Below are 23,445 nucleotides of genomic sequence, written 5' to 3' on the forward strand. Positions count from 1 at the left end.
GGAAGGTGGCGTTTTGCTGGTATTCAGAAATAAAGGCTTATTTCTTCAACTGGCTCTTAAAATCACGTTCTGCATAGCCGGTATACAACTGGCGCGGACGGGCAATCTTGATGCCTTCATCGTGCATCTCGTTCCAGTGAGCAATCCAACCAATGGTACGGGCGATAGCAAAAATCACGGTGAACATTGAAGACGGAATACCCAATGCTTTCAAGATGATACCTGAATAGAAATCGACGTTCGGGTAGAGTTTCCGCTCAATGAAGTAGGGGTCGTTCAGCGCAATATTCTCTAATTCCATCGCCACTTTCAGCAGGTCGTCTTCCAGTTTTAGCTCTTTCAATACTTCATGACAGGTTTCGCGCATGACAGTGGCACGTGGATCGTGGTTTTTATACACACGGTGACCAAAGCCCATCAGGCGGAATGAGTCATTTTTATCTTTTGCACGGCGGATAAATTCTGGAATGTGTTCAACAGTTTTAATTTCTTCCAGCATTTTCAGACAAGCTTCATTCGCGCCACCGTGGGCTGGCCCCCACAGGGATGCAATCCCGGCGGCGATACAGGCAAACGGGTTGGCACCAGAAGAACCGGCAGTACGCACGGTAGAGGTCGAAGCGTTTTGCTCATGGTCTGCATGCAGGATGAAAATGCGATCCATTGCGCGTTCCAATACCGGATTAACTTCGTATTCTTCACATGGGGTAGAGAACATCATGCGCAGGAAGTTACCGGCATAAGACAGGTCGTTGCGCGGATATACAAACGGCTGACCGATGGAATATTTGTAACACATCGCGGCCACAGTCGGCATTTTGGACAGCAGACGGAAAGCGGTGATTTCACGATGGCGCTCGTTATTGACATCCAAGGCATCATGGTAGAAGGCCGCCAGAGCACCGGTCACCCCACATAACACTGCCATAGGATGTGAATCGCGGCGGAACCCACGGAATAGACTGGTTATCTGCTCGTGGATCATGGTGTGGCGGGTAACCGTCGCTTTAAAGGTTTCATACTCTTCAGCGGTAGGTGCTTCGCCATACAGCAGAATGTAGCAAACTTCCAAATAGGTAGAATGGTTAGCCAACTGGGCAATCGGGAAGCCACGGTGCAGCAGAATCCCTTCATCACCATCGATATAAGTGATTTTTGATTCGCAGGATGCGGTAGAGGTAAAACCGGGGTCAAAGGTGAAATAACCTTTAGAACCTAAGGTGCGAACATCGATAACGTCAGTGCCGATGGTTGGGGATAGCACGCCCAGCTCGATCGCAGCTTCGCCTTCCAAATTCAGCGTTGCTTTCTTGTTAGCCATTTACAGTCTCCTTAGCGCTTATTTTAAAACCCCTAACAACCGCAATATCTTAGATGCCCGCGTGGCCATCACCTCATCCGCAATGCTCTGTTTTGTTCACTATTTTTGCCTATAGTACTGAAAGTCACAGGAAACTTAGCGACATTTATTTACCCAAATCATGAGTATTATTTACTCATCAGGGTTTTGTCGCTTGCTGCCTGTAACGTCAAGTTCTTTGGGTAGAGAACGTGATTTAGGGTACAGAGTATCTTGCCAATGTGGCCTGCATTTCCAAAGCTCTTGGATTAACAGGTAACGTTACGAAGTTGTTAACGATTCATTGGATACTTATCTTATATGGTTCAATGCCTACGATATCTATGGGGATATTAACTTAATACACTGTTGCATAACTTAAGCTTATGGGGAAGTGTATCCTCAGACCTTTAGTGCATCATAGGGCTTATTTCTACCCTAGTTGTAATGTAAATGTTTATTCTTTGTCAAATCAGATAATTAATTTTATATAAATTGTGTAAATCGTGATCCTAATCACTGTTCAGGGGAAATGTTTCCAATCAGTTTGTGTGGGAATTGTAATAAGAATGTGAACCCCCTATACTGCCGCCAGGTCTCCGGATTACCCTGAAGTAGGAGCACCCAGCGTTATAAGAACACGCCTTTTAAGCATTCAGGATGTTATGTTTAAACGTGCGATGTGAAGGGTTTCGGCTCTTAACGCTGTCTGACCCCCACCCAGATCCGGAGGATGGAAAATAATAAGAGCTGTGTGGGCAAAACCGTGAAAAAACAAAGACCTGTCAATTTGGATCTTCAAACGATTCGATTTCCTGTTACTGCGATAGCGTCCATTTTACACCGAGTCTCTGGCGTAATTACTTTCGTTGCCGTTGGTATTCTCCTCTGGCTGTTAGGTTTGTCTGTTTCCTCGCAAGAGGGATTCCTGCAAGCTGCGGCGATCATGAATAGCTTTATTGTTAAATTCATCTTCTGGGGAATACTCACTGCGCTGGCCTATCACATTTGCGGTGGCATTCGTCACTTGTTAATGGATTTCGGCTATATCGAAGAGAGCTTGGCTGCGGGGACCCGCTCCGCCCAAGTCGCAATGGTGTTAACTTTGGTGCTGTCAGTTTTAGCTGGAGTCCTTGTATGGTAAGCAATGCTTCTGCGTTAGGGCGTAATGGAGTACACGACTGGCTGTTACTGCGTGCTTCTGCAATCGTCATCACTCTGTATGTTCTTTATATTCTGGGCTTTGTTGTTATTGTCCCAGATATCACCTACGAAATCTGGCGCGGCTTTTTCGCCTCGCACATCACAAAAGTATTTACCCTGCTGACATTACTGGCAATTTTGGCTCATGCCTGGATTGGTTTGTGGCAGGTATTAACGGACTATATAAAGCCGCTGGCGGTACGACTGGTGTTACAGCTTGCCGTCGTAGTTACGCTGCTGGTCTATCTATTGTATGGAACAATTGTGGTGTGGGGTGCTTAAATGAAACTGCCGGTCAGAGAGTTTGATGCTGTTGTTGTTGGTGCGGGTGGCGCAGGTATGCGCGCAGCACTGCAAATTTCACAAATGGGGCTGTCTTGCGCCCTGATATCTAAAGTATTCCCGACCCGTTCCCATACAGTATCTGCACAGGGCGGTATTACTGTTGCTCTGGGTAATACCCATGAAGATAACTGGGAATGGCATATGTATGACACGGTAAAGGGCTCCGATTATATCGGCGACCAGGATGCCATTGAATATATGTGTAAAACTGGCCCTGAAGCCGTGCTCGAACTGGAGCACATGGGCTTGCCTTTCTCTCGTTTAGAGGATGGCAGTATTTATCAGCGGCCATTCGGTGGGCAGTCGCTTAACTTTGGCGGTGAGCAAGCGGCGCGTACTGCGGCTGCGGCTGACCGTACCGGGCATGCACTGTTACATACCCTTTATCAACAAAACCTGAAAAACCACACCACTATTTTCTCCGAGTGGTATGCGCTGGATTTAGTGAAGAATCAGGATGGCGCTTTTGTGGGCTGTACTGCTATCTGTATCGAAACCGGTGAAGTGGTGTATTTCAAAGCGCGGGCAACTGTGCTGGCAACCGGTGGTGCCGGGCGTATTTATCAATCAACCACCAATGCGCACATTAATACCGGAGACGGTGTGGGCATGGCTCTGCGTGCCGGTGTACCGGTGCAGGACATGGAAATGTGGCAGTTCCACCCGACGGGTATCGCTGGGGCGGGGGTGTTGGTGACAGAAGGTTGTCGTGGTGAAGGCGGTTATTTGCTGAACAAACACGGCGAGCGCTTTATGGAGCGTTATGCCCCGAACGCTAAAGATTTGGCGGGTCGTGACGTAGTGGCGCGCTCCATTATGATTGAAATCCGTGAAGGCCGTGGCTGTGAAGGCCCTTGGGGGCCACATGCTAAATTGAAACTGGATCACTTAGGTAAAGAAGTGCTGGAATCCCGTCTGCCGGGGATCCTTGAGTTATCTCGCACCTTTGCCCACGTTGACCCGATCAAAGAACCTATCCCTGTTATCCCAACTTGCCATTATATGATGGGCGGGATCCCAACTAAGGTGACCGGCCAGGCGATTACAGTAAATGAAAAGGGTGAGGACGTTGTCATCCCTGGTTTGTTTGCGGTAGGTGAAATTGCCTGTGTTTCCGTCCATGGTGCAAACCGTCTGGGTGGCAACTCATTACTGGACTTGGTCGTCTTTGGCCGAGCAGCAGGTATGCACCTGCAAGAATCCTTAATGGAGCAGGGGGCTAGCCGCGATGCCAGTGAATCCGACATTGACGCTTCTCTGGCCCGAATGAACCGCTGGAATAACACCCGTTCAGGTGAAGATCCAGTTGAAATCCGTAAAGCATTGCAATCCTGCATGCAGAACAACTTCTCGGTATTCCGTGAAGGTGATGCAATGGCGAAGGGATTGGAAGAACTGAAAACTATCCGTGAACGTCTGCAAAATGCCCGTCTGGATGACACTTCCAGTGAGTTCAATACTCAACGAATTGAATGCCTGGAATTGGATAACCTGATGGAAACTGCGTTTTCCACTGCTGTATCAGCAAACTTCCGTACCGAAAGTCGTGGGGCGCATAGCCGCTTTGACTTCCCGGAACGCGATGATGCGAACTGGCTGTGTCACTCGCTGTATTTGCCAGACACTGAAAGCATGACCCGCCGAGAGGTAAACATGCAACCTAAGCTACGCGCGGCGTTCCCGCCGAAAGTGCGTTCTTATTAATGTATGTGTCATGTTGCAGGGTTAACCCAAACCTGTTGCGGAGAAATAGGTCATGAAGCTTGAGTTCTCAATTTATCGCTATAACCCGGACGTCGATAACGCGCCGTATATGCAGGATTACACCCTCGAAGCAGAGGAAGGCCGGGATATGATGTTGCTGGATGCACTTATCCAGCTGAAGGAAACCGATCCAACACTGTCGTTCCGCCGCTCATGCCGTGAGGGGGTTTGTGGTTCCGACGGTCTGAATATGAATGGCAAAAATGGCTTGGCATGTATTACGCCAATATCTGTTTTGCAAAAGGGTAATAAAAAGATTGTTATCCGCCCGCTGCCGGGGTTACCTGTAGTGCGGGATTTAGTGGTCGATATGGGGCAGTTTTATACTCAGTACGAGAAAATTAAACCTTACCTGTTGAACGACGGCAAAAATCCGCCAGCCCGCGAGCATTTGCAGTCGCCGGAACAGCGCGAAAAACTGGACGGTTTGTATGAATGTATCCTGTGCGCCTGTTGTTCAACCTCTTGTCCGTCATTCTGGTGGAATCCGGACAAGTTTGTTGGCCCGGCGGGGTTACTGGCCGCCTATCGTTTCCTGATTGATAGCCGTGACACAGAAACATCAGCACGTTTGGATGATCTAGACGACGCTTTTAGTGTTTTCCGCTGCCATAGCATCATGAATTGTGTCAGTGTTTGTCCTAAAGGCCTTAACCCGACCAAAGCAATTGGCCACATTAAGTCTATGTTGTTACAGCGTAGTGCATGATGTGAGTTTATTAACCCGGGGAATCATCTTCCCGGGTTGCTTCTAAGGTAGGGAATCTCTAAAAGCGGGCAGGTTGTCCATTTTTAGAGGTTCCTTGAACGGGACCGTTAAGGTCCATAACAGAACGTGCATTGAGCATGTCGAGTGAACCGTTTTTACGGCAAACCGTTTATATTACGGTGTATATGTTAACCACGGCGAAAACTGAAGCTTCAAAGCTTAAGGGATCATGATGCAGAACGGCGCAATGAAGGCCTGGCTGGATTCCTCCTATCTGGCGGGCGCGAACCAGTCCTACATAGAGCAGCTCTATGAAGACTTTTTAACTGATCCTGGTTCCGTTGATGATAGTTGGCGTTCAATTTTTCAACAACTACCGACAACGGGTGTAAAACCTGATCAGTTCCACTCTCAAACGCGTGAGTATTTCCGTCGCCTGGCGAAGGATACCTCTCGTTATAACTCATCCATCAGCGATCCTGAAAATGATGCCAAGCAAGTTAAGGTGTTGCAGTTAATCAACGCCTTCCGCTTCCGCGGCCATCAGCATGCCAACCTTGACCCTCTCGGTTTATGGAAGCAAGAGTCTGTTCCCGATCTTGAACCTTCCTATCATCACCTGACCGAAGCCGATTTCCAGAACACCTTCAATATTGGTTCTTTTGCTATTGGCAAAGAAACGATGAAGCTGTCTGACCTGTATGCAGCACTGAAGCAGACCTACTGCGGCTCTATCGGCGCTGAATATATGCATATCACCAACACTGAAGAGAAACGCTGGATTCAGCAGCGCATTGAATCAGTGGTCGGGAAACCGACATTCAGCGATGAAGAGAAGCGCCGTTTTCTGAGCGAACTGACTGCCGCTGAAGGTTTGGAACGTTATTTAGGGGCTAAATTCCCGGGCGCGAAGCGTTTCTCTCTGGAGGGCGGCGATTCGCTGGTCACCATGTTGAAAGAAATGATTCGACATGCGGGCAAGAACGGCACCCGTGAAGTGGTGCTGGGGATGGCTCACCGTGGCCGCCTTAACGTCTTGATTAACGTGCTGGGTAAAAAACCGGAAGATTTGTTCGATGAATTCGCCGGTAAGCATAAAGAGCATCTGGGTACTGGTGACGTTAAATACCACCAAGGTTTCTCTTCTGATGTAGAAACTGAAGGCGGTTTGGTTCATCTGGCACTGGCCTTTAACCCCTCTCATCTGGAAATTGTCAGCCCGGTGGTTATCGGTTCTGTCCGTGCCCGTCGTGACCGCCTGGATGAAGCCCGCAGCAACATGGTACTGCCAATTACCATTCATGGTGATGCGGCGATTGCCGGGCAGGGTGTGGTGCAAGAAACCTTGAATATGTCTCAGGCCCGTGGCTATGAAGTCGGCGGGACGGTGCGCATTGTTATCAATAACCAGATAGGTTTCACCACCTCGAACCCACTGGATGCGCGCTCAACGCAGTATTGCACCGATATTGCCAAAATGGTGCAAGCGCCTATTTTCCACGTGAATGCTGATGATCCTGAAGCCGTGGCGTTTGTAACCCGTCTGGCGTTGGATTTCCGTAACACCTTTAAACGTGACGTGATGATTGACCTGGTTTGTTACCGTCGCCATGGGCATAACGAAGCCGATGAGCCAAGTGCAACACAGCCAGTGATGTATCAGAAAATCAAAAAACACCCGACGCCGCGCAAAATCTATGCTGACAAGCTGACTGAGCAAAATATCGCCAGCTTGGAAGATGCCACGGAAATGGTCAACTTGTACCGTGATGCATTGGATGGCGGTGAGTGTGTGGTGGCAGAGTGGCGTCCGATGAATCTGCAATCTTTCACGTGGTCGCCCTATTTGAACCACGAGTGGGATGAAGAGTATCCAAGCAAAGTTGAGATGAAACGCCTGCAAGAACTGGCGCGTCGTATCAGCCACGCACCGGAAGCCATTGAAATGCAATCCCGTGTTGCCAAAATCTATGGCGATCGCGCCTTGATGGCCAGCGGTGAGAAACCCTTTGACTGGGGCGGTGCTGAAACACTGGCCTACGCCACACTGGTAGATGAAGGCATTCCGATTCGTTTATCTGGTGAGGATGCCGGGCGCGGGACTTTCTTCCATCGCCATGCGGTTATCCATAATCAGAAAAACGGTTCTGTTTATGTCCCACTGGAAAATATCCACAGCGGGCAGGGGCATTTCCAGGTATGGGACTCCGTGCTGTCTGAAGAAGCGGTGTTGGCATTTGAATATGGTTACGCCACGGCGGAACCGCGCACCCTGACTATCTGGGAAGCGCAGTTCGGTGACTTTGCCAATGGTGCTCAGGTTGTTATCGACCAATTCATCAGTTCCGGCGAGCAGAAATGGGGCCGGATGTGTGGTTTAGTCATGCTGCTGCCACATGGTTATGAAGGGCAAGGCCCGGAGCACTCCTCCGCGCGCTTGGAACGTTATCTGCAACTTTGTGCTGAACAAAACATGCAGGTGTGTATCCCGTCAACACCGGCACAGGTTTACCACATGATCCGCCGTCAGGCATTACGTGGTATGCGCCGTCCACTGATTGTGATGTCGCCTAAGTCATTGTTGCGTCATCCGTTGGCCATATCCTCTTTGGATGAGTTGGCGAATGGCAGCTTCTTGCCAGCAATTGGCGAGATTGACGAGCTGGATCCAAAAGGTGTTAAACGCGTCGTGATGTGTTCAGGTAAAGTCTACTATGACTTGCTGGAACAGCGCCGCAAGAATGGGCAAACCGATGTTGCTATCGTACGTATTGAGCAGCTTTATCCGTTCCCACATCATGCGGTACAAGCGGTGCTGGAGCAATTTGCTCATGTACATGATTTTGTCTGGTGTCAGGAAGAGCCGCTTAACCAGGGTGCTTGGTATTGCAGCCAACACAATTTCCGTGAAGTGATTCCATTTGGTGCTTCCTTGCGTTACGCGGGCCGCCCAGCTTCAGCTTCACCGGCAGTTGGCTATATTTCCGTACACCAAAAACAACAACAAGCTCTGGTTAATGACGCGCTGACTGTTGAATAGCGAGCCGGTTAACATATAAAGGATAGAGAATGAGTAGCGTAGATATTAATGTTCCTGACCTCCCTGAGTCTGTGGCTGATGGCTCTGTAGCAACCTGGCACAAGAAACCGGGTGACACGGTTAAACGCGATGAAGTGCTGGTAGAGATTGAAACCGACAAAGTGATTCTGGAAGTTCCGGCAAGCCAGGACGGCATTTTAGATGCTATTTTGGAAGATGAAGGTGCCACTGTCGTTTCACGTCAAGTGTTGGGCCGTATTCGTCCAAGTGACAGTTCAGGCCTTCCGACGGAAGAAAAAAGCCAGAGCAAAGAGTCAACTCCTGCTCAGCGCCAGACTGCCAGCCTGGAAGAAGAAACTAACGATGCCCTTAGCCCAGCTATCCGTCGTTTGATTGCAGAACATTCGCTTGATGCATCGGCTATCAAAGGCAGTGGTGTAGGTGGTCGAATTACTCGTGAAGATATTGAGAGTCATTTGGCAAGCCGCGTATCGGCCCCTGCAGCAGAAACCAAAGTTGAAGCCGCCGCAGCTGTTGCTCCTCTTGCTGGCCGCAGTGAAAAACGTGTGCCGATGACGCGTCTGCGTAAACGTGTTGCCGAGCGCCTGTTAGAAGCGAAAAACAGCACCGCGATGCTGACCACCTTTAACGAAATCAATATGAAGCCAATCATGGATTTGCGTAAGCAATATGGTGAGGCTTTTGAGAAACGTCATGGTGTGCGTCTGGGCTTTATGTCCTTCTATATTAAAGCGGTTGTTGAAGCACTGAAACGTTATCCGGAAGTGAATGCTTCTCTTGATGGCGAAGATGTGGTTTATCACAACTATTTCGATATCAGCATCGCAGTTTCTACCCCGCGCGGCCTGGTAACCCCAGTATTGCGTGATGTAGACACCATGGGCATGGCCGATATTGAGAAAAAAATCAAAGAATTGGCTGTCAAAGGCCGTGACGGCAAATTGAAAGTTGAAGAACTGACTGGCGGTAATTTCACTATTACCAATGGCGGCGTATTTGGCTCATTGATGTCGACTCCGATCATTAACCCACCACAAAGCGCGATCCTTGGCATGCATGCCATAAAAGATCGTCCGATGGCGGTAAATGGTCAGGTAGTGATTCTGCCAATGATGTATCTGGCACTGTCCTACGATCACCGTCTCATTGATGGCCGCGAATCTGTGGGTTATCTGGTGACGGTAAAAGAGATGCTGGAAGATCCAGCTCGCTTGCTACTCGACGTATAAAAAAGATAAATGACAAGGCCAGTCTGATTGCAAGGTGTTGATTACCTGCCTCCATGCAATCAGGCTACCTGGTAGGCTTCGGCCCAACTCAGACCTTATATGGATAGAACATCATGAATTTACACGAATATCAGGCAAAACAACTGTTTGCTCGGTATGGCATGCCCGCTCCAACGGGTTACGCCTGTACCACACCGCGTGAAGCAGAAGAAGCCGCATCTAAAATCGGTGCTGGCCCGTGGGTGGTTAAATGTCAGGTGCATGCGGGTGGTCGCGGTAAAGCGGGCGGCGTGAAACTGGTTAATAGCAAAGAAGATATTCGTGCTTTCGCTGAGCAGTGGTTGGGTAAAAAACTGGTGACTTACCAGACTGATGCTCATGGTCAGCCGGTTCACCAGATTTTGGTTGAAGCTGCGACTGATATCGACAAAGAGCTGTATCTGGGGGCGGTAATTGATCGCAGCTCCCGCCGTGTGGTGTTTATGGCATCCACTGAAGGCGGCGTAGAAATTGAAAAAGTAGCTGAAGAAACCCCTGAGTTGATCCACAAAATTGCGTTGGATCCGCTGACTGGCCCACAACCTTATCAAGGCCGCGAATTAGCCTTTAAGCTGGGTCTGAGCGGTAAACAAGTTGCTCAGTTCACCAAGATCTTTATGGGCCTGGCGACCATGTTCCTGGAGCGTGATCTGGCGATGGTTGAGATTAACCCGCTGGTTATCACCAAACAGGGTGATTTGGTGTGTTTGGATGGCAAACTTGGCGCGGATGGCAATGCCTTGTTCCGCCAGTCTGAATTGCGCGAAATGCGTGACCCAAGCCAGGAAGATGCCCGTGAAGCACATGCTGCTCAGTGGGAACTGAACTACGTTGCGCTGGATGGCAACATTGGTTGCATGGTTAATGGCGCGGGTTTGGCCATGGGCACCATGGACATCGTGAAACTGCACGGTGGCGAGCCGGCTAACTTCTTGGATGTTGGCGGTGGCGCAACCAAAGAGCGCGTAACTGAAGCCTTTAAAATCATTTTGTCTGACGACAAAGTGAAAGCGGTTTTTGTTAACATCTTTGGCGGCATTGTGCGTTGTGACCTGATTGCTGACGGCATTATTGGTGCGGTTGAAGAAGTGGGTGTCAATGTGCCAGTGGTGGTTCGTCTGGAAGGTAATAATGCCGAGCTGGGTGCCAAAAAACTGGCAGACAGCGGTCTGAATATCATTGCTGCGACCAGCCTGACAGATGCGGCTCAGCAAGTTGTAGCGGCAGTGGGGGCTAAATAATGTCTATTTTAATTGATAAAAACACCAAAGTTATTTGCCAGGGTTTTACCGGTAGCCAGGGGACTTTCCACTCTGAACAAGCTATCGCCTATGGCACGAAAATGGTTGGCGGTGTTACGCCAGGCAAAGGCGGCACTCAGCATTTGGGCCTGCCAGTATTCAATACAGTCCGTGAAGCAGTAGAAGCAACCGGTGCTACGGCATCTGTCATCTACGTGCCAGCTCCATTCTGTAAAGATTCCATTCTGGAAGCTATCGACGCCGGCATCAAACTGATTATCTGCATTACGGAAGGCATCCCGACGCTGGATATGCTGGTAGTTAAAGTCAGATTGGAACAGTCTGATGCACGGATGATTGGCCCGAACTGCCCAGGTGTTATCACCCCGGGTGAATGCAAGATTGGTATCATGCCAGGCCATATCCACCTGCCGGGCAAGGTGGGTATTGTTTCCCGTTCAGGTACTCTGACGTATGAAGCAGTAAAACAGACCACGGATATTGGTTTTGGTCAGTCAAGCTGTGTCGGTATTGGTGGCGACCCAATCCCTGGCTCTAACTTTATTGATATTCTGAAGTTGTTCCAGGAAGACCCACAGACTGAAGTCATCGTGATGATCGGTGAAATCGGCGGTAACGCAGAAGAAGAAGCCGCGGCTTATATTAAAGAGCATGTGACCAAACCTGTCGTGGGTTACATCGCGGGTGTGACTGCGCCAAAAGGCAAACGTATGGGCCATGCTGGTGCCATCATTGCCGGTGGTAAAGGAACTGCGGATGACAAATTTGCTGCGCTGGAAGCGGCTGGTGTGAAAACCGTACGTAGCCTGGCTGAAATCGGCAATGCTGTGAAAGCTGTCTACCAAAGTAATAAGTAACTTAACGCCATTATTGGCTAAGTGATTTATTGGCTAAGTTATTTGTTCGATATACAGGCCACCTTAGGGTGGCCTTTTTAATACCCACTCAGAACTTATTTAACTCTCTAATTAATGTGATATCAGTTTGGGCTTGTTGCTTGGCCTGTTTGGTGTGCGCGCTGGTAGCTTGTTGTTGTAACTTCACCAACGCGGCGTGATAACTGGTTTTATCTTTAAATAATTTATCAATTACATTGATTGATGCAATATTGGTATAACGGTCATCAGCAGTTGATGGCACGGCAATAGCACCTTGATTAATCAGGTTTTTAACCATTAGCCGCTCTTTCTCATAGCCTTCTAATCCCACTAATTTCCAACGTTGTTGAGGTTTACCCTCATATTTTCCGGCTTTAATATCTGTCAGATAGCGAATGGTCAGATTACGGATAGTGCCAGCTTCCTCACCGTATTGCGCTTTACTGTCAGACAGAATAGGGAAACGTTGCCCTGCCAAGATGCCGCCTTGTTGTGTCAGATGACCCATCCGATAACTGTTCATACCCAGATTAATGGGTGTGATATCAATGACAGGAGTGCCATCATTAAGACGTAAATCAGTGATCCGAGAGCCAACCGGTTGGCGCAAATCAATGATATAAGTCACACCATCAAAGAAATCATTGGTTGAGTATTTTGAAGCGCGGCGCAGCGGATTGAAACTGTAGGTAACATCGCCGGGTTTGGCCTGATTGAAGTAGTCTGCCGACCATTCCATATATTGCTTTAATTCTTTGCCCGTCAGGGAATAAACCGTGATTTCACCGCCAGCATATTGATAGTTAAATGCAATATCTTTAGCTGTGATATTTCCCACATCCAGTTTGGGGGTGTCATTATCAATCTGCAAGGCAATGACTTGGGCATAGGGCGCATAATAGTGAGCCGCTTCCTGGTACAGTGCGCTGATACCTGTATCTTGCACATGTACTTGAGGAATACCTTTTATCTCATCAGGCGGCACCAGATTGCTGCCAGTCAACTTAGCAATGACTCGGTTAGCATTGGCGCGCAAAATATCATGATAAGGCTGGTAAATAGCTTCTAGTTTTTTATCAGATTTGATGTCTTTGATGGGGTAGGTGTAGCTGTCTTTCTCGATGAGATGGTATTTCCCATCGCGCAGCTCAAACTTCAGGTCAATACGTGACAGTGCGCGACCATATTTATCCGGCTCAGTGATAATGACACCGTTAACTATCGACTTATCAATCTTCACATGCATATGGCCGGCGACTATGGCAGTAAGCTCTGGATTGGCCTTGGCGATATCGCCCACCCCCGTTCCAGGTCGCTGATTTTCATTGTCTATTCCCATATGGGCAACCAACACAATGGCGTCGACTTGCGGTTGAATTTGCTGAATTACTTTTTTGACTTCTTGTACCGGATTACTGAAGTTAAGCCCATTGAGACGATCTGTACCCCGAGCAAACTCAGCAGTCATTGGGGTGTCCATGCCGATAATGCCAATTTTAACCCCTTGGCGCTCAACAATAGTATAAGAGGGCAGGTAGGGTTTACCTGAATCCCAGAAAATATTGCCCGCTAGTGCGGTGCCATCAAATTGTTTCAGTGAAATTGAAAGGGCTTTTAAGCCAAAATCAAATTCATGATTACCCAGCACCCAAGCATCATATTTCAACGCATTTAAGCCGAGAACCATAGGGCTGATGGGTTCATTTTTAAAGGTTTCAACAAAATTGCCTTGGATCGTATCGCCCGCATCTACCAAAATAATATTTGGTTGTTTTGCACGGATTTCCTGCACTTTGGTGGCTATTTGGCTCAGGCTTCCGGCCAGATTTTTACTGTCGCTGGCATAGTCCCACGGCACAAAAGTACCATGTAAATCAGAGGTGCCCAGCAAGGTAATATCGACGTGTTGTGCGGCGAGGGCTGGAGTACTGATACAAAGTAATGTAGTGAGCGCTAATGTTTTCATTGTAGGTGATTCAATATTTTATCAAGTATTAGCACTTTATCATGCAACAAAATAGCAACACTAGCGAACGCTTCCCGCAGGATAGACTAATATATTCATATAAAACTCGAAATTGTGATTTAACTCACCCTGAATCTAATAAAATTAAACGTTAATCTGGATCGCATAATAATGATGTAATAAAGCATTAGATAAACGATAAAATCACATTTCATTAACAGTTGGGGATTATATAAAAACAAACAAACTTTTAATTAACATTAAAAACAAATAATTGTTCTAAATCAACTTTTGAATATGGCAATAATGTTCAGATGAGCTTAAATTGTTCTGGATCAAACTAGGATGCGAAAGGTAAATTACCTATTTGTTGACCTGTATCCAGAACTCTAAGCTGTGTCACGTAAAATCCTATTTATTGTGTGGGATTAGAAGCGTACTATTATCGCGGTGTAATACTGGGTAGTTGATATTGTTATTTTTGTTGTGTTTTTTTGGGCATTCACTGCGCGTAATTATTAGGTCTTCAATTTTAGGAAGTCCAGTTAGCGCAAGTCGGAGTCTTCCTGCGAGGAGCAAGGAGTCAAGATGTTTGATATTGTCGAACTGTCACGGTTACAGTTTGCCTTAACGGCAATGTACCATTTCTTATTTGTCCCACTGACGCTAGGTATGGCGTTTATGTTGGCAATTATGGAATCGGTTTACGTGCTGTCTGGTAAACAAATCTATAAAGATATGACCAAATTCTGGGGTAAGTTATTCGCTATTAACTTTGCTCTGGGGGTTGCCACTGGTTTGACTATGGAGTTCCAATTCGGGACTAACTGGTCATATTTCTCTCATTACGTCGGTGATATCTTCGGTGCCCCTCTGGCAATCGAAGGTTTAATGGCGTTCTTCTTAGAATCTACTTTCGTCGGTCTATTCTTCTTCGGATGGGATCGCCTGAGTAAACACCAGCATTTGGCCGTAACTTGGTTGGTTGCATTAGGCTCTAACTTCTCTGCGCTGTGGATTTTGGTGGCGAATGGTTGGATGCAAAACCCGATTGCAGCTGACTTCAACTTCGAAACCATGCGCATGGAAATGCTGAGTTTCTCAGAACTGGTTCTGAACCCAGTTGCTCAGGTGAAATTCGTTCACACTGTGGCAGCAGGTTATGTTACCGGCGCGATGTTTGTTCTGGGTATCAGTTCTTATTATCTGTTGAAAGGCCGTGATATTCCGTTCGCCAAACGTTCTTTTGCAATCGCTGCGAGCTTTGGTTTAGCGGCAACGCTGTCTGTTATCGTGCTGGGTGATGAATCCGGTTATGAAATGGGTGACGTGCAAAAAACCAAACTGGCTGCAATTGAAGCTGAATGGGAAACCCAGCCACCTCCGGCGGCGTTTACCTTGTTTGCTATTCCTGATCAGGAAACCATGGAGAACCGGTTTGCGGTTCAGATTCCATACGCATTGGGCATTATTGCAACCCGTTCACTGGATACGCCAGTTATCGGTTTGCGTGAGTTGATGTCTCAGCATGAAGTGCGTATCCGTAATGGTATCCAGGCTTACCATCTGCTTGACCAATTACGTAACGGCAATACTGATCCGGCGGTGCGTGACGCATTTAATAAAACGAAGCAGGATCTTGGCTACGGCTTATTACTTAAGCGTTATACAGAAAACGTAACCGACGCGACTGAAGAGCAAATCCAGTCAGCGACCAAAGACTCCATCCCTCGTGTTCTGCCGCTGTACTTCGCTTTCCGCATCATGGTGGCTTGTGGCTTCCTGATGTTGCTGATTATCGGCCTGTCGTTCTATAACGTGGTTCGTGGTCGGATTGGTGAGAAAAAATGGCTGCTGCGCCTGGCTCTATACGGGATTCCATTACCGTGGATTGCAGTCGAAGCAGGGTGGTTTGTGGCTGAATATGGCCGTCAACCTTGGGCCATCGGTGAAGTGCTACCAACAGCCATTGCAAACTCGTCAGTCACTGCGGGCGATATTCTGTTCTCTATGGGATTGATTTGTGGTTTGTACACGCTGTTCCTGGTGGCAGAAATGTACCTGATGTTCAAATTTGCGCGCCTTGGGCCTAGCAGCCTAAAAACTGGCCGCTACCATTTTGAACAGCCGACTGCCCCAGTGCAGGAAGCACGGTAAACAGGAGTCCACTTATGTTTGATTATGAAGTATTACGATTTATCTGGTGGCTGCTGATCGGTATATTGCTGATTGGTTTTGCAGTAACCGATGGTTTCGATATGGGTGTCGGTATCCTGCTGCGTATCATCGGTAAGAATGATACAGAACGCCGTATCATGATTAACTCGATTGCCCCGCATTGGGATGGTAATCAGGTGTGGCTGATAACCGCAGGTGGGGCATTGTTTGCGGCCTGGCCTATGGTGTATGCCGCTGCATTCTCCGGTTTCTATGTTGCAATGATTCTGGTGCTGGCTGCGTTATTCTTCCGTCCGGTCGGTTTTGACTACCGCTCTAAGCTGGAGAATAGCCGGTGGCGTAACATGTGGGACTGGGGCATCTTCACTGGTAGCTTTGTGCCTGCGGTGGTCTTCGGTGTGGCATTTGGTAACTTGCTGCAAGGCGTGCCATTCCACATGAATGAATATATGCGCCTGTTCTACACCGGTAACTTCTTCCAGTTGCTGAATCCGTTTGGTTTGCTGGCGGGGGTGGTGAGCTTAACCATGCTGGTAACTCAAGGTGCAACTTATCTGCAAATGCGTACTCGTGGTGAGTTGCATCTGCGCGCCCGTGCTGCTTCGCAGATTTCGGCGCTAGTGATGGGCGTTGCATTCTTGCTGGCCGGTATCTGGTTAGTTAAAGGCATTGATGGATTTGTTATTACCTCAGTGTTGGATACAGCAGCTGAATCTAACCCAATGCGCAAAGAAGTCGCACATCAGGCCGGTGCATGGTTGATTAACTTCAACAAGTACCCAAGCTTATGGGCATTGCCAGCACTTGGCGTTATTTTGCCACTGTTCACTATCTTAATGTCGCGCTTTGATAAAGGGGCTTGGGCCTTCTTGTTCTCATCACTGACAATTGCTTGTGTGATTCTGACCGCTGGGGTAACTATGTTCCCATTCGTTATGCCGTCAAGCACCATGCCAGATGTTAGTCTGACCATGTGGGATGCAACCTCTAGCCTGTTGACACTGAAAGTGATGACCGTTGTTGCGGCAATCTTTGTCCCTATCATTTTGCTTTACACCATTTGGTGCTATTACAAAATGTTCGGTCGTATTGATAAAGACTTTATCGAAAACAACAAGCACTCACTGTACTAAGGAGCATAAAGCATGTGGTATTTTGCCTGGATTCTAGGGACACTTCTGGCCTGCTCCTTTGGTATCATCACTGCTCTGGCGTTGGAGCAGAGTGAAGCCAATGCAGCAGCGAAAGCCGCTAACAATGGCAATGATGATGTTGTCCGATAAGCTATACGATTTAATGGATAAGGGCCCTTTACGGGCCCTTTCGCTGGTGCTCGCATTCGCTGTGGCTTTCTGTGTGTTTTGGGATCCTGCGCGTTTTGCGGCAGCAACCAGCTCACTGGAAGTCTGGCAAGAAGCATTTATCGTGTGGGCGGTATGTACTGGTGTGATTCATGGCGTAGGCTTTCGCCCTAACCGGGTGTGGTTACGCGCTTTTTTCTCACCACTTCCAGCAATTGTGATCTTGGGCGCGGGATTATTCTACTTTTTTGTTTAATCTGAGTACGTTTCGCTTAATCTGAACACAATCTCTTCTTTATGGGCCGTCTGGCCCATAATTATTTTCGTTCTATTCTCGCAATTGATTCCAAAGCTTACCGCTCTTCAGTATAGTGTGTCCGTTAATTGCATTACTGGGAAGTAGAGTGAGTAATACGTTGTTTCGATGGCCGGTACGTGTCTACTTTGAAGACACCGATGCTGGCGGCGTGGTTTACCACGCACGCTACGTTGCCTTTTACGAAAGGGCACGCACAGAAATGTTGCGCCAACGCAATTTTCACCAGCAGCAATTGCTCAGTGAGCATGTCGCTTTCGCTGTCCGCCGCATGACGGTAGAATACCTGGCACCTGCACGTCTTGATGATATGCTGGAGGTTCAGAGTGAAATTACCGCAATGCGTGGAGCTTCTCTCACGTTTGCTCAACGAATTCTCGACTCACATGGCAATCTTCTGAGTAGTGCAGAAGTATTGATCGCATGTATCGATCCACACCAAATGAAGCCAAGAGCGCTTCCTAAGTCTATTGTCGCGGAGTTTAAGTAGTGGCTGACATGAACATTCTGGATTTATTCCTACAGGCAAGCCTATTTGTTAAGCTTATCATGCTGGTATTGATGGGCTTTTCTATTGCTTCATGGGCGATCATCATTCAACGAACGCGTATACTGAATGCTGCCACCCGCGATGCTGAGGCTTTCGAAGACAAATTTTGGTCTGGCATTGAGCTGTCCCGCTTGTATCAAGAAAGTCAGGCTCGTCGCGATACACTTGGTGGTTCCGAGCAAATATTTCATTCTGGGTTTAAAGAGTTTGCCCGTTTGCACCGTGCAAATAGCCACGCTCCCGAAGCCGTGATTGACGGGGCTTCCAGGGCAATGCGCATCTCTATGAACCGTGAATTAGAAGCGCTGGAAACTCATATTCCTTTCCTTGGTACTGTGGGTTCCATCAGCCCGTATATTGGCCTGTTTGGTACAGTATGGGGGATTATGCATGCCTTTATTTCTCTGGGTGCAGTAAAACAAGCGACATTGCAAATGGTCGCACCAGGTATTGCTGAAGCGCTGATTGCCACGGCGATTGGTCTATTTGCTGCAATCCCTGCTGTTATGGCTTATAACCGCCTGAACCAGCGTGTGAATAAACTTGAACAAAACTATGACAACTTCATGGAAGAGTTCATTGCTATTCTGCATCGCCAGGCTTTTGCCAGCGCCGATAGCAAATAAGTAGGGGGTTGTATGGCGCGAGTACGTGGTCGTAAGCGTCGCGAGCTTAAGTCTGAAATTAACATTGTTCCCTTGCTCGACGTTTTGCTGGTGTTATTGCTGATCTTTATGGCGACTGCGCCGATTATCACGCAAAGCGTTGAAGTAGACTTACCTGACGCGACAGATTCAAAAACTGTGGCCAGTGATGATAATCCTCCGGTGATTGTCGAAGTTTCAGGTGTGGGGCAATATTCGCTGGTTATTGACCATCAGCGGATGGAGCAACTGCCGTCAGAACAAGTGGTAGCAGAAGCTCAGGCAAGGTTGAAAGCGAATCCGAAAACTGTATTCCTGATCGGCGGTGCTAAAGAGGTTCCTTATGATGAAATTATTAAGGCCCTGAATATGCTGCATCAGGCGGGTGTTACGTCGGTAGGCTTAATGACTCAACCGATATAAATTTGTGTTGATATTGGCTGGATTGATAGTGAATCCAGCCAGTAGATACCTTGTTTTTGGCAGTTCCGTTTTTTAGAAATAGAGCGCGGACATCGAGTGTGGAAATCGAGCGTGGGTAAGGCAACTGAGCAAAATGATAAGCTGAATCGCGCCGTTATCGTGTCGGTGGTTCTGCACATCATATTGATTGCCCTGTTGATTTGGGGCTCTCTGACGCAGACGACTGAAATGGGCGGTGGCGGCAATGGCGGCGAAGTTATTGATGCCGTGATGGTCGATCCGGGCGCGGTGACAGAGCAGTATAATCGTCAGCAACAGCAGCAGACGGATGCTAAACGCGCAGAACAGCAACGCCAGAAAAAAGCCGATCAGCAAGCAGAAGAATTGCAGCAGAAACAGGCAACTGAGCAACAACGCCTGAAAGAATTGGAAAAAGAACGTCTGCAAGCACAGGAAGACGCAAAGCAGGCGGCTGAAGAGCAGAAAAAACAAGCCGCTGAGCAGCAAAAAGAGGCGGCTGAGCAACAGAAAACTGCCGCTGCTGCTGCCGCGAAAGCAAAAGAAGAGCAAAAGCAGGCTGAGGCCGCTGCGGCTCAAGCTAAAGCAGAAGCAGACAAACTGGTAAAAGCGCAAGCTGAAGCACAGAAAAAAGCAGAAGCAGAGGCCAAGAAAGAGGCTGCTGTAGCCGCTGCGGCGAAGAAACAGGCTGATGCCGATGCGAAGAAACAAGCTGATGCAGAGGCTAAGAAAGCCGCAGACGCCGCCGAAAAAGCGGCATCAGAAGCAGCAGAAAAGAAAGCCGCTGCTGATGCTGAGAAAAAAGCTGCCGCTGATGCTAAAAAAGCCGCTGCTGCAGAAGCCAAGAAAAAGGCTGCCGCAGAAGCCGCGGCCGCTGCAACAGATGTTGATGATTTGTTCGGCGGCTTAGCTAACTCTAAGAATGCGCCGAAAAGCGGTTCAGGTGCTGGAGCTGCTGCTGCCGGTAAAGGTGGTGGTAAGAAGAGTGGGGCGTCGGCAGGTGATATCAGTGGCTATCTGGGGCAGGTAACCGCCGCAATTCAAAGTAAATTTTATGATGCAGATCTTTACAAAGGCCGTACCTGTAATCTGCGAATTAAATTGGCACCAGATGGTCTACTAATTGATGTTAAAGCGGAAGGAGGTGACCCGGCCCTGTGCCAGGCTGCAATCGCCGCTGCTAAATTGGCTAAAATACCTAAACCTCCAAGTCAGGATGTTTATGAAGTGTTTAAAAATGTCCCACTTGTTTTTAAACCGCAATAAGGTTGGTTGGTAGAGAATAACTCTGTTAATCAGTCGTGGATTATGTAGTTTTGTTTGCGTTGGTTTGTTAAAATTCTGCTAATTATCGCGAGCATCCCGCTCGGGTAAGGGAGACAAGATGAAGCAGGCATGTCGAGTAGCGCTAGGCTTTTTAGTTTTATGGGCTTCTGTTTTACACGCAGAAGTTCGAATTGAGATTACCCAAGGGGTAGACTCAGCTCGTCCAATTGGGGTCGTTCCATTTAAATGGATGGGGCCAGGTACACCACCGGAAGAAGTCGGTGCGATCGTTGCCGCAGATTTACGTAACAGTGGTAAATTTAACCCAATCGATGCGGCGCGCATGCCACAGCAACCTTCTACTGCAGCTGAAGTAACGCCTGCGGCTTGGACGGCGTTGGGTATTGATGCCGTGGTGGTTGGTCAGGTTCAGCCAAGTGCAGATGGCAGCTACGTGGTTTCTTACCAGTTAGTGGATACTTCTGGTGCGGCGGGTAGCGTTTTGGCGCAAAATCAGTATAAAGTAACCAAGCAATGGCTACGTTATTCAGCGCATACTGCCAGTGACGAAGTCTTTGAAAAACTGACCGGGATTAAAGGTGCTTTCCGTACCCGTATTGCTTATGTGGTGCAAACCAACGGCGGCAAGTTCCCACACGAATTACGTGTTTCTGATTACGACGGCTACAACCAGTTTGTTGTTCATCGTTCTCCAGAACCGCTGATGTCACCAGCCTGGTCTCCAGATGGTAGCAAAATTGCCTACGTTACTTTTGAGAGTGGCAAATCAGCGCTGGTTATTCAGACGCTGGCTAATGGTGCAATTCGACAAGTGGCTTCATTCCCACGTCATAACGGGGCACCAGCCTTCTCACCAGACGGTTCTAAACTGGCATTCGCTTTATCTAAAAGCGGCAGCCTGAACTTGTATGTTATGAATCTGGCATCAGGTCAAATTAGCCAGGTTACTGATGGACGCAGCAATAACACTGAACCAAGCTGGTTCCCGGATAGCCAGAATCTGGCTTACACCTCGGATCAGGGTGGCCGTCCACAGGTGTATAAAGTGAATATTAATGGCGGTGCGCCTCAGCGAATCACGTGGGAAGGTTCTCAGAACCAGAACGCAGATGTGAGTCCTGATGGTAAATTCCTCGTATTGGTTAGTTCCAATGGTGGAGCACAACACATCGCCAAACAGGATCTAGAAACGGGAGCCGTTCAAGTGTTAACGGACACGTTCCTGGATGAAACGCCTAGTATCGCGCCTAACGGCACCATGGTTATCTATAGCTCGACACAAGGGCTGGGAGCCGTGTTACAGCTGGTCTCGACTGATGGGCGTTTCAAAGCGCGTCTTCCGGCAACTGATGGACAGGTAAAATTTCCTGCCTGGTCGCCGTATCTGTGATGCATGTGTAAATACGTATGTATGGCAAACTATAAAAAAGGATCAAAGAGATGCAACTGAACAAAGTGCTAAAAGGGCTGATGTTGGCATTGCCAGTTCTGGCTATTGCTGCTTGTAGTTCTAACAAAAGCGCAAATAATGACCAATCTGGCATGGGCGCTGGCACTGGTACAGAAAACGGCAGCAACCTGTCTTCCGAAGAGCAAGCTCGTCTTCAGATGCAAGAACTGCAAAAGAACAATATCGTTTACTTCGGTTTCGATAAATACGATATCGGTTCTGACTTCGCTCAAATGCTGGATGCACATGCTGCATTCCTGCGTAGCAACCCATCTTACAAAGTTGTTGTTGAAGGCCACGCGGATGAACGCGGTACGCCAGAATACAACATCGCGTTGGGCGAGCGTCGTGCTAATGCAGTGAAAATGTATCTGCAAGGTAAAGGCGTTTCTGCTGATCAGATCTCTATCGTTTCTTACGGTAAAGAAAAACCAGCAGTACTAGGCCATGACGAAGCAGCATTTGCTAAAAACCGTCGTGCAGTTCTGGTTTACTAAGAGAATCGCATGAACAGTAACTTCAGACGTCACTTGGTGGGTCTGTCGTTATTGGTTGGCGTAGCGGTCCCATGGGCCGCTACTGCCCAAGCGCCAATCAGTAATGTCGGCTCCGGCTCGGTAGAAGATCGAGTCACTCAACTTGAGCGTATTTCTAACGCTCACAGCCAGCTATTAACTCAACTTCAGCAACAATTATCAGATTCGCAACGCGATGTAGATAGTTTACGCGGTCAGATCCAAGAAAATCAGTATCAGCTCAATCAAATTGTTGAGCGGCAAAAACAGATTTACCAGCAGATGGAGAGTCTGAGCGGTGGTCAGGGGGCGTCTACTTCAACGCCTGCGGCTGCTGGCGCTGCAACTGATAGTGCAGCGACTGGAAGTTCTGATACTGCCGCCGCAGGCGCAGCAGCTGCTACAGCGGCACCTGCAGCAAGTACTGGTGATGAAAACAGCGATTATAATGCAGCAGTTTCTCTGGCACTTGAGAAAAAGCAATACGATCAAGCGATCACTGCTTTTCAAAGTTTTGTGAAACAGTACCCAAAGTCGACTTACCAGCCTAATGCCAATTATTGGTTAGGGCAGTTGTATTACAACAAAGGTAAGAAAGACGATGCTGCCTATTATTATGCTGTTGTAGTTAAGAATTACCCAAAATCGCCAAAAAGTTCAGAAGCAATGTTTAAAGTTGGGGTGATCATGCAGGATAAAGGCCAAAGCGATAAAGCTAAGGCGGTTTATCAACAAGTGATCAAGCAATATCCTACTACCGATGCTGCTAAACAGGCACAGAAACGTTTATCTGCTCTATAGCCTTTTTCTAGCCCAGGAATTGGTCGCATTGACTAATTTCTGGGCATTAGCGAGCGAAGAACAAGCAGTTAAACATCTTTACAGAAATTTAAGTTGCACTGTGAAGAGAAATTAGTAATATATGCCGCCGTTGCCAAGACAACTGTAAAACGTTAAAGCAGCAGGAA

General features: G+C 48.0%; 21 protein-coding genes. 19 read left to right on the forward strand and 2 right to left on the reverse strand.

Going from position 1 to position 23,445, the window contains the following annotated elements; genetic code table 11:
• Positions 1-37 precede the first annotated feature (37 nt).
• On the reverse strand, positions 38-1,321 hold the full coding sequence (locus YROHD0001_RS04565) for a citrate synthase (protein ID WP_004715776.1): 1,284 nt from the start codon (positions 1,319-1,321) through the stop codon (positions 38-40).
• Positions 1,322-2,093: 772 nt separating this feature from the next.
• Between YROHD0001_RS04565 and sdhC the strand changes: the two genes are divergently transcribed.
• The 8 genes from sdhC to sucD all read left to right on the forward strand — a co-directional run bounded on the left by sdhC (position 2,094) and on the right by sucD (position 11,808).
• Positions 2,094-2,483, forward strand: a complete 390-nt coding sequence (gene sdhC / locus YROHD0001_RS0118370) for a succinate dehydrogenase cytochrome b556 subunit (RefSeq protein ID WP_032817520.1) — start codon at positions 2,094-2,096, stop codon at positions 2,481-2,483.
• Positions 2,477-2,824 carry a succinate dehydrogenase membrane anchor subunit gene (gene sdhD / locus YROHD0001_RS04560; protein WP_004715777.1) on the forward strand — a complete coding sequence of 116 codons (348 nt, stop codon included), beginning with the start codon at positions 2,477-2,479 and terminating at the stop codon, positions 2,822-2,824. The genes sdhC and sdhD overlap by 7 nt, the downstream gene beginning before the upstream one ends.
• Positions 2,825-4,591: a succinate dehydrogenase flavoprotein subunit gene (gene sdhA, locus YROHD0001_RS04555; protein WP_004715778.1), complete on the forward strand. Its 1,767-nt coding sequence runs from the start codon at positions 2,825-2,827 to the stop codon at positions 4,589-4,591.
• 52 nt (positions 4,592-4,643) lie between these two features.
• On the forward strand, positions 4,644-5,360 hold the full coding sequence (locus YROHD0001_RS04550; protein WP_004715779.1) for a succinate dehydrogenase iron-sulfur subunit: 717 nt from the start codon (positions 4,644-4,646) through the stop codon (positions 5,358-5,360).
• 232 nt (positions 5,361-5,592) lie between these two features.
• The gene (gene sucA / locus YROHD0001_RS04545) at positions 5,593-8,400 is read left to right on the forward strand and encodes a 2-oxoglutarate dehydrogenase E1 component (protein ID WP_032817509.1); all 2,808 of its coding nucleotides are present in this window, start codon (positions 5,593-5,595) and stop codon (positions 8,398-8,400) included.
• 29 nt (positions 8,401-8,429) lie between these two features.
• Positions 8,430-9,650, forward strand: coding sequence for a 2-oxoglutarate dehydrogenase complex dihydrolipoyllysine-residue succinyltransferase (odhB, locus tag YROHD0001_RS04540; protein ID WP_004715781.1), 1,221 nt, complete (start codon positions 8,430-8,432; stop codon positions 9,648-9,650).
• A 113-nt stretch (positions 9,651-9,763) separates the two neighbouring features.
• Positions 9,764-10,930, forward strand: a complete 1,167-nt coding sequence (gene sucC / locus YROHD0001_RS04535) for an ADP-forming succinate--CoA ligase subunit beta (protein ID WP_004715782.1) — start codon at positions 9,764-9,766, stop codon at positions 10,928-10,930.
• Complete coding sequence (gene sucD / locus YROHD0001_RS0118375) at positions 10,930-11,808, forward strand: succinate--CoA ligase subunit alpha (protein WP_032817511.1); 879 nt, start codon at positions 10,930-10,932, stop codon at positions 11,806-11,808. The genes sucC and sucD overlap by 1 nt, the downstream gene beginning before the upstream one ends.
• Positions 11,809-11,896: 88 nt before the next feature.
• Here sucD and YROHD0001_RS04530 read toward each other — a convergent pair whose 3' ends face one another.
• Positions 11,897-13,795: a bifunctional metallophosphatase/5'-nucleotidase gene (locus YROHD0001_RS04530; RefSeq protein WP_004715783.1), complete on the reverse strand. Its 1,899-nt coding sequence runs from the start codon at positions 13,793-13,795 to the stop codon at positions 11,897-11,899.
• Between the two features lie 588 nt (positions 13,796-14,383).
• Here YROHD0001_RS04530 and cydA point away from each other — a divergent pair.
• From cydA to cpoB, 11 genes are all read left to right on the forward strand, one after another.
• Positions 14,384-15,952: a cytochrome ubiquinol oxidase subunit I gene (cydA, locus tag YROHD0001_RS04525; RefSeq protein ID WP_004715784.1), complete on the forward strand. Its 1,569-nt coding sequence runs from the start codon at positions 14,384-14,386 to the stop codon at positions 15,950-15,952.
• Positions 15,953-15,966: 14 nt separating this feature from the next.
• Positions 15,967-17,106, forward strand: a complete 1,140-nt coding sequence (cydB, locus tag YROHD0001_RS04520; RefSeq protein ID WP_004715785.1) for a cytochrome d ubiquinol oxidase subunit II — start codon at positions 15,967-15,969, stop codon at positions 17,104-17,106.
• A 12-nt stretch (positions 17,107-17,118) separates the two neighbouring features.
• Entirely contained in the window at positions 17,119-17,256 is a 138-nt protein-coding gene (gene cydX, locus YROHD0001_RS04515; protein WP_004712290.1) for a cytochrome bd-I oxidase subunit CydX, read from the forward strand.
• Positions 17,243-17,530, forward strand: a complete 288-nt coding sequence (gene ybgE, locus YROHD0001_RS0118380; RefSeq protein ID WP_186373632.1) for a cyd operon protein YbgE — start codon at positions 17,243-17,245, stop codon at positions 17,528-17,530. Before cydX ends, ybgE begins: the two co-directional genes overlap by 14 nt.
• A 148-nt stretch (positions 17,531-17,678) precedes the next feature.
• Positions 17,679-18,080: a tol-pal system-associated acyl-CoA thioesterase gene (gene ybgC, locus YROHD0001_RS0118385; RefSeq protein WP_005165498.1), complete on the forward strand. Its 402-nt coding sequence runs from the start codon at positions 17,679-17,681 to the stop codon at positions 18,078-18,080.
• Entirely contained in the window at positions 18,080-18,766 is a 687-nt protein-coding gene (gene tolQ, locus YROHD0001_RS04510; RefSeq protein ID WP_004715787.1) for a Tol-Pal system protein TolQ, read from the forward strand. Before ybgC ends, tolQ begins: the two co-directional genes overlap by 1 nt.
• Before the next feature lie 12 nt (positions 18,767-18,778).
• Complete coding sequence (gene tolR, locus YROHD0001_RS04505) at positions 18,779-19,207, forward strand: colicin uptake protein TolR (protein WP_004715788.1); 429 nt, start codon at positions 18,779-18,781, stop codon at positions 19,205-19,207.
• Between the two features lie 111 nt (positions 19,208-19,318).
• Positions 19,319-20,491 carry a cell envelope integrity protein TolA gene (gene tolA / locus YROHD0001_RS04500; protein WP_004715789.1) on the forward strand — a complete coding sequence of 391 codons (1,173 nt, stop codon included), beginning with the start codon at positions 19,319-19,321 and terminating at the stop codon, positions 20,489-20,491.
• 118 nt (positions 20,492-20,609) lie between these two features.
• Positions 20,610-21,902 carry a Tol-Pal system beta propeller repeat protein TolB gene (gene tolB / locus YROHD0001_RS04495; protein WP_032817514.1) on the forward strand — a complete coding sequence of 431 codons (1,293 nt, stop codon included), beginning with the start codon at positions 20,610-20,612 and terminating at the stop codon, positions 21,900-21,902.
• A gap of 50 nt (positions 21,903-21,952) precedes the next feature.
• Complete coding sequence (pal, locus tag YROHD0001_RS04490) at positions 21,953-22,459, forward strand: peptidoglycan-associated lipoprotein Pal (protein WP_004393299.1); 507 nt, start codon at positions 21,953-21,955, stop codon at positions 22,457-22,459.
• 9 nt (positions 22,460-22,468) lie between these two features.
• Positions 22,469-23,278, forward strand: coding sequence for a cell division protein CpoB (gene cpoB, locus YROHD0001_RS04485; protein ID WP_004715791.1), 810 nt, complete (start codon positions 22,469-22,471; stop codon positions 23,276-23,278).
• The last annotated feature ends 167 nt before the right edge of the window (positions 23,279-23,445 follow it).

Origin of the sequence: Yersinia rohdei ATCC 43380 (assembly GCF_000173775.1) — a bacterium.
Taxonomy (GTDB): Bacteria; Pseudomonadota; Gammaproteobacteria; order Enterobacterales; family Enterobacteriaceae; genus Yersinia; species Yersinia rohdei.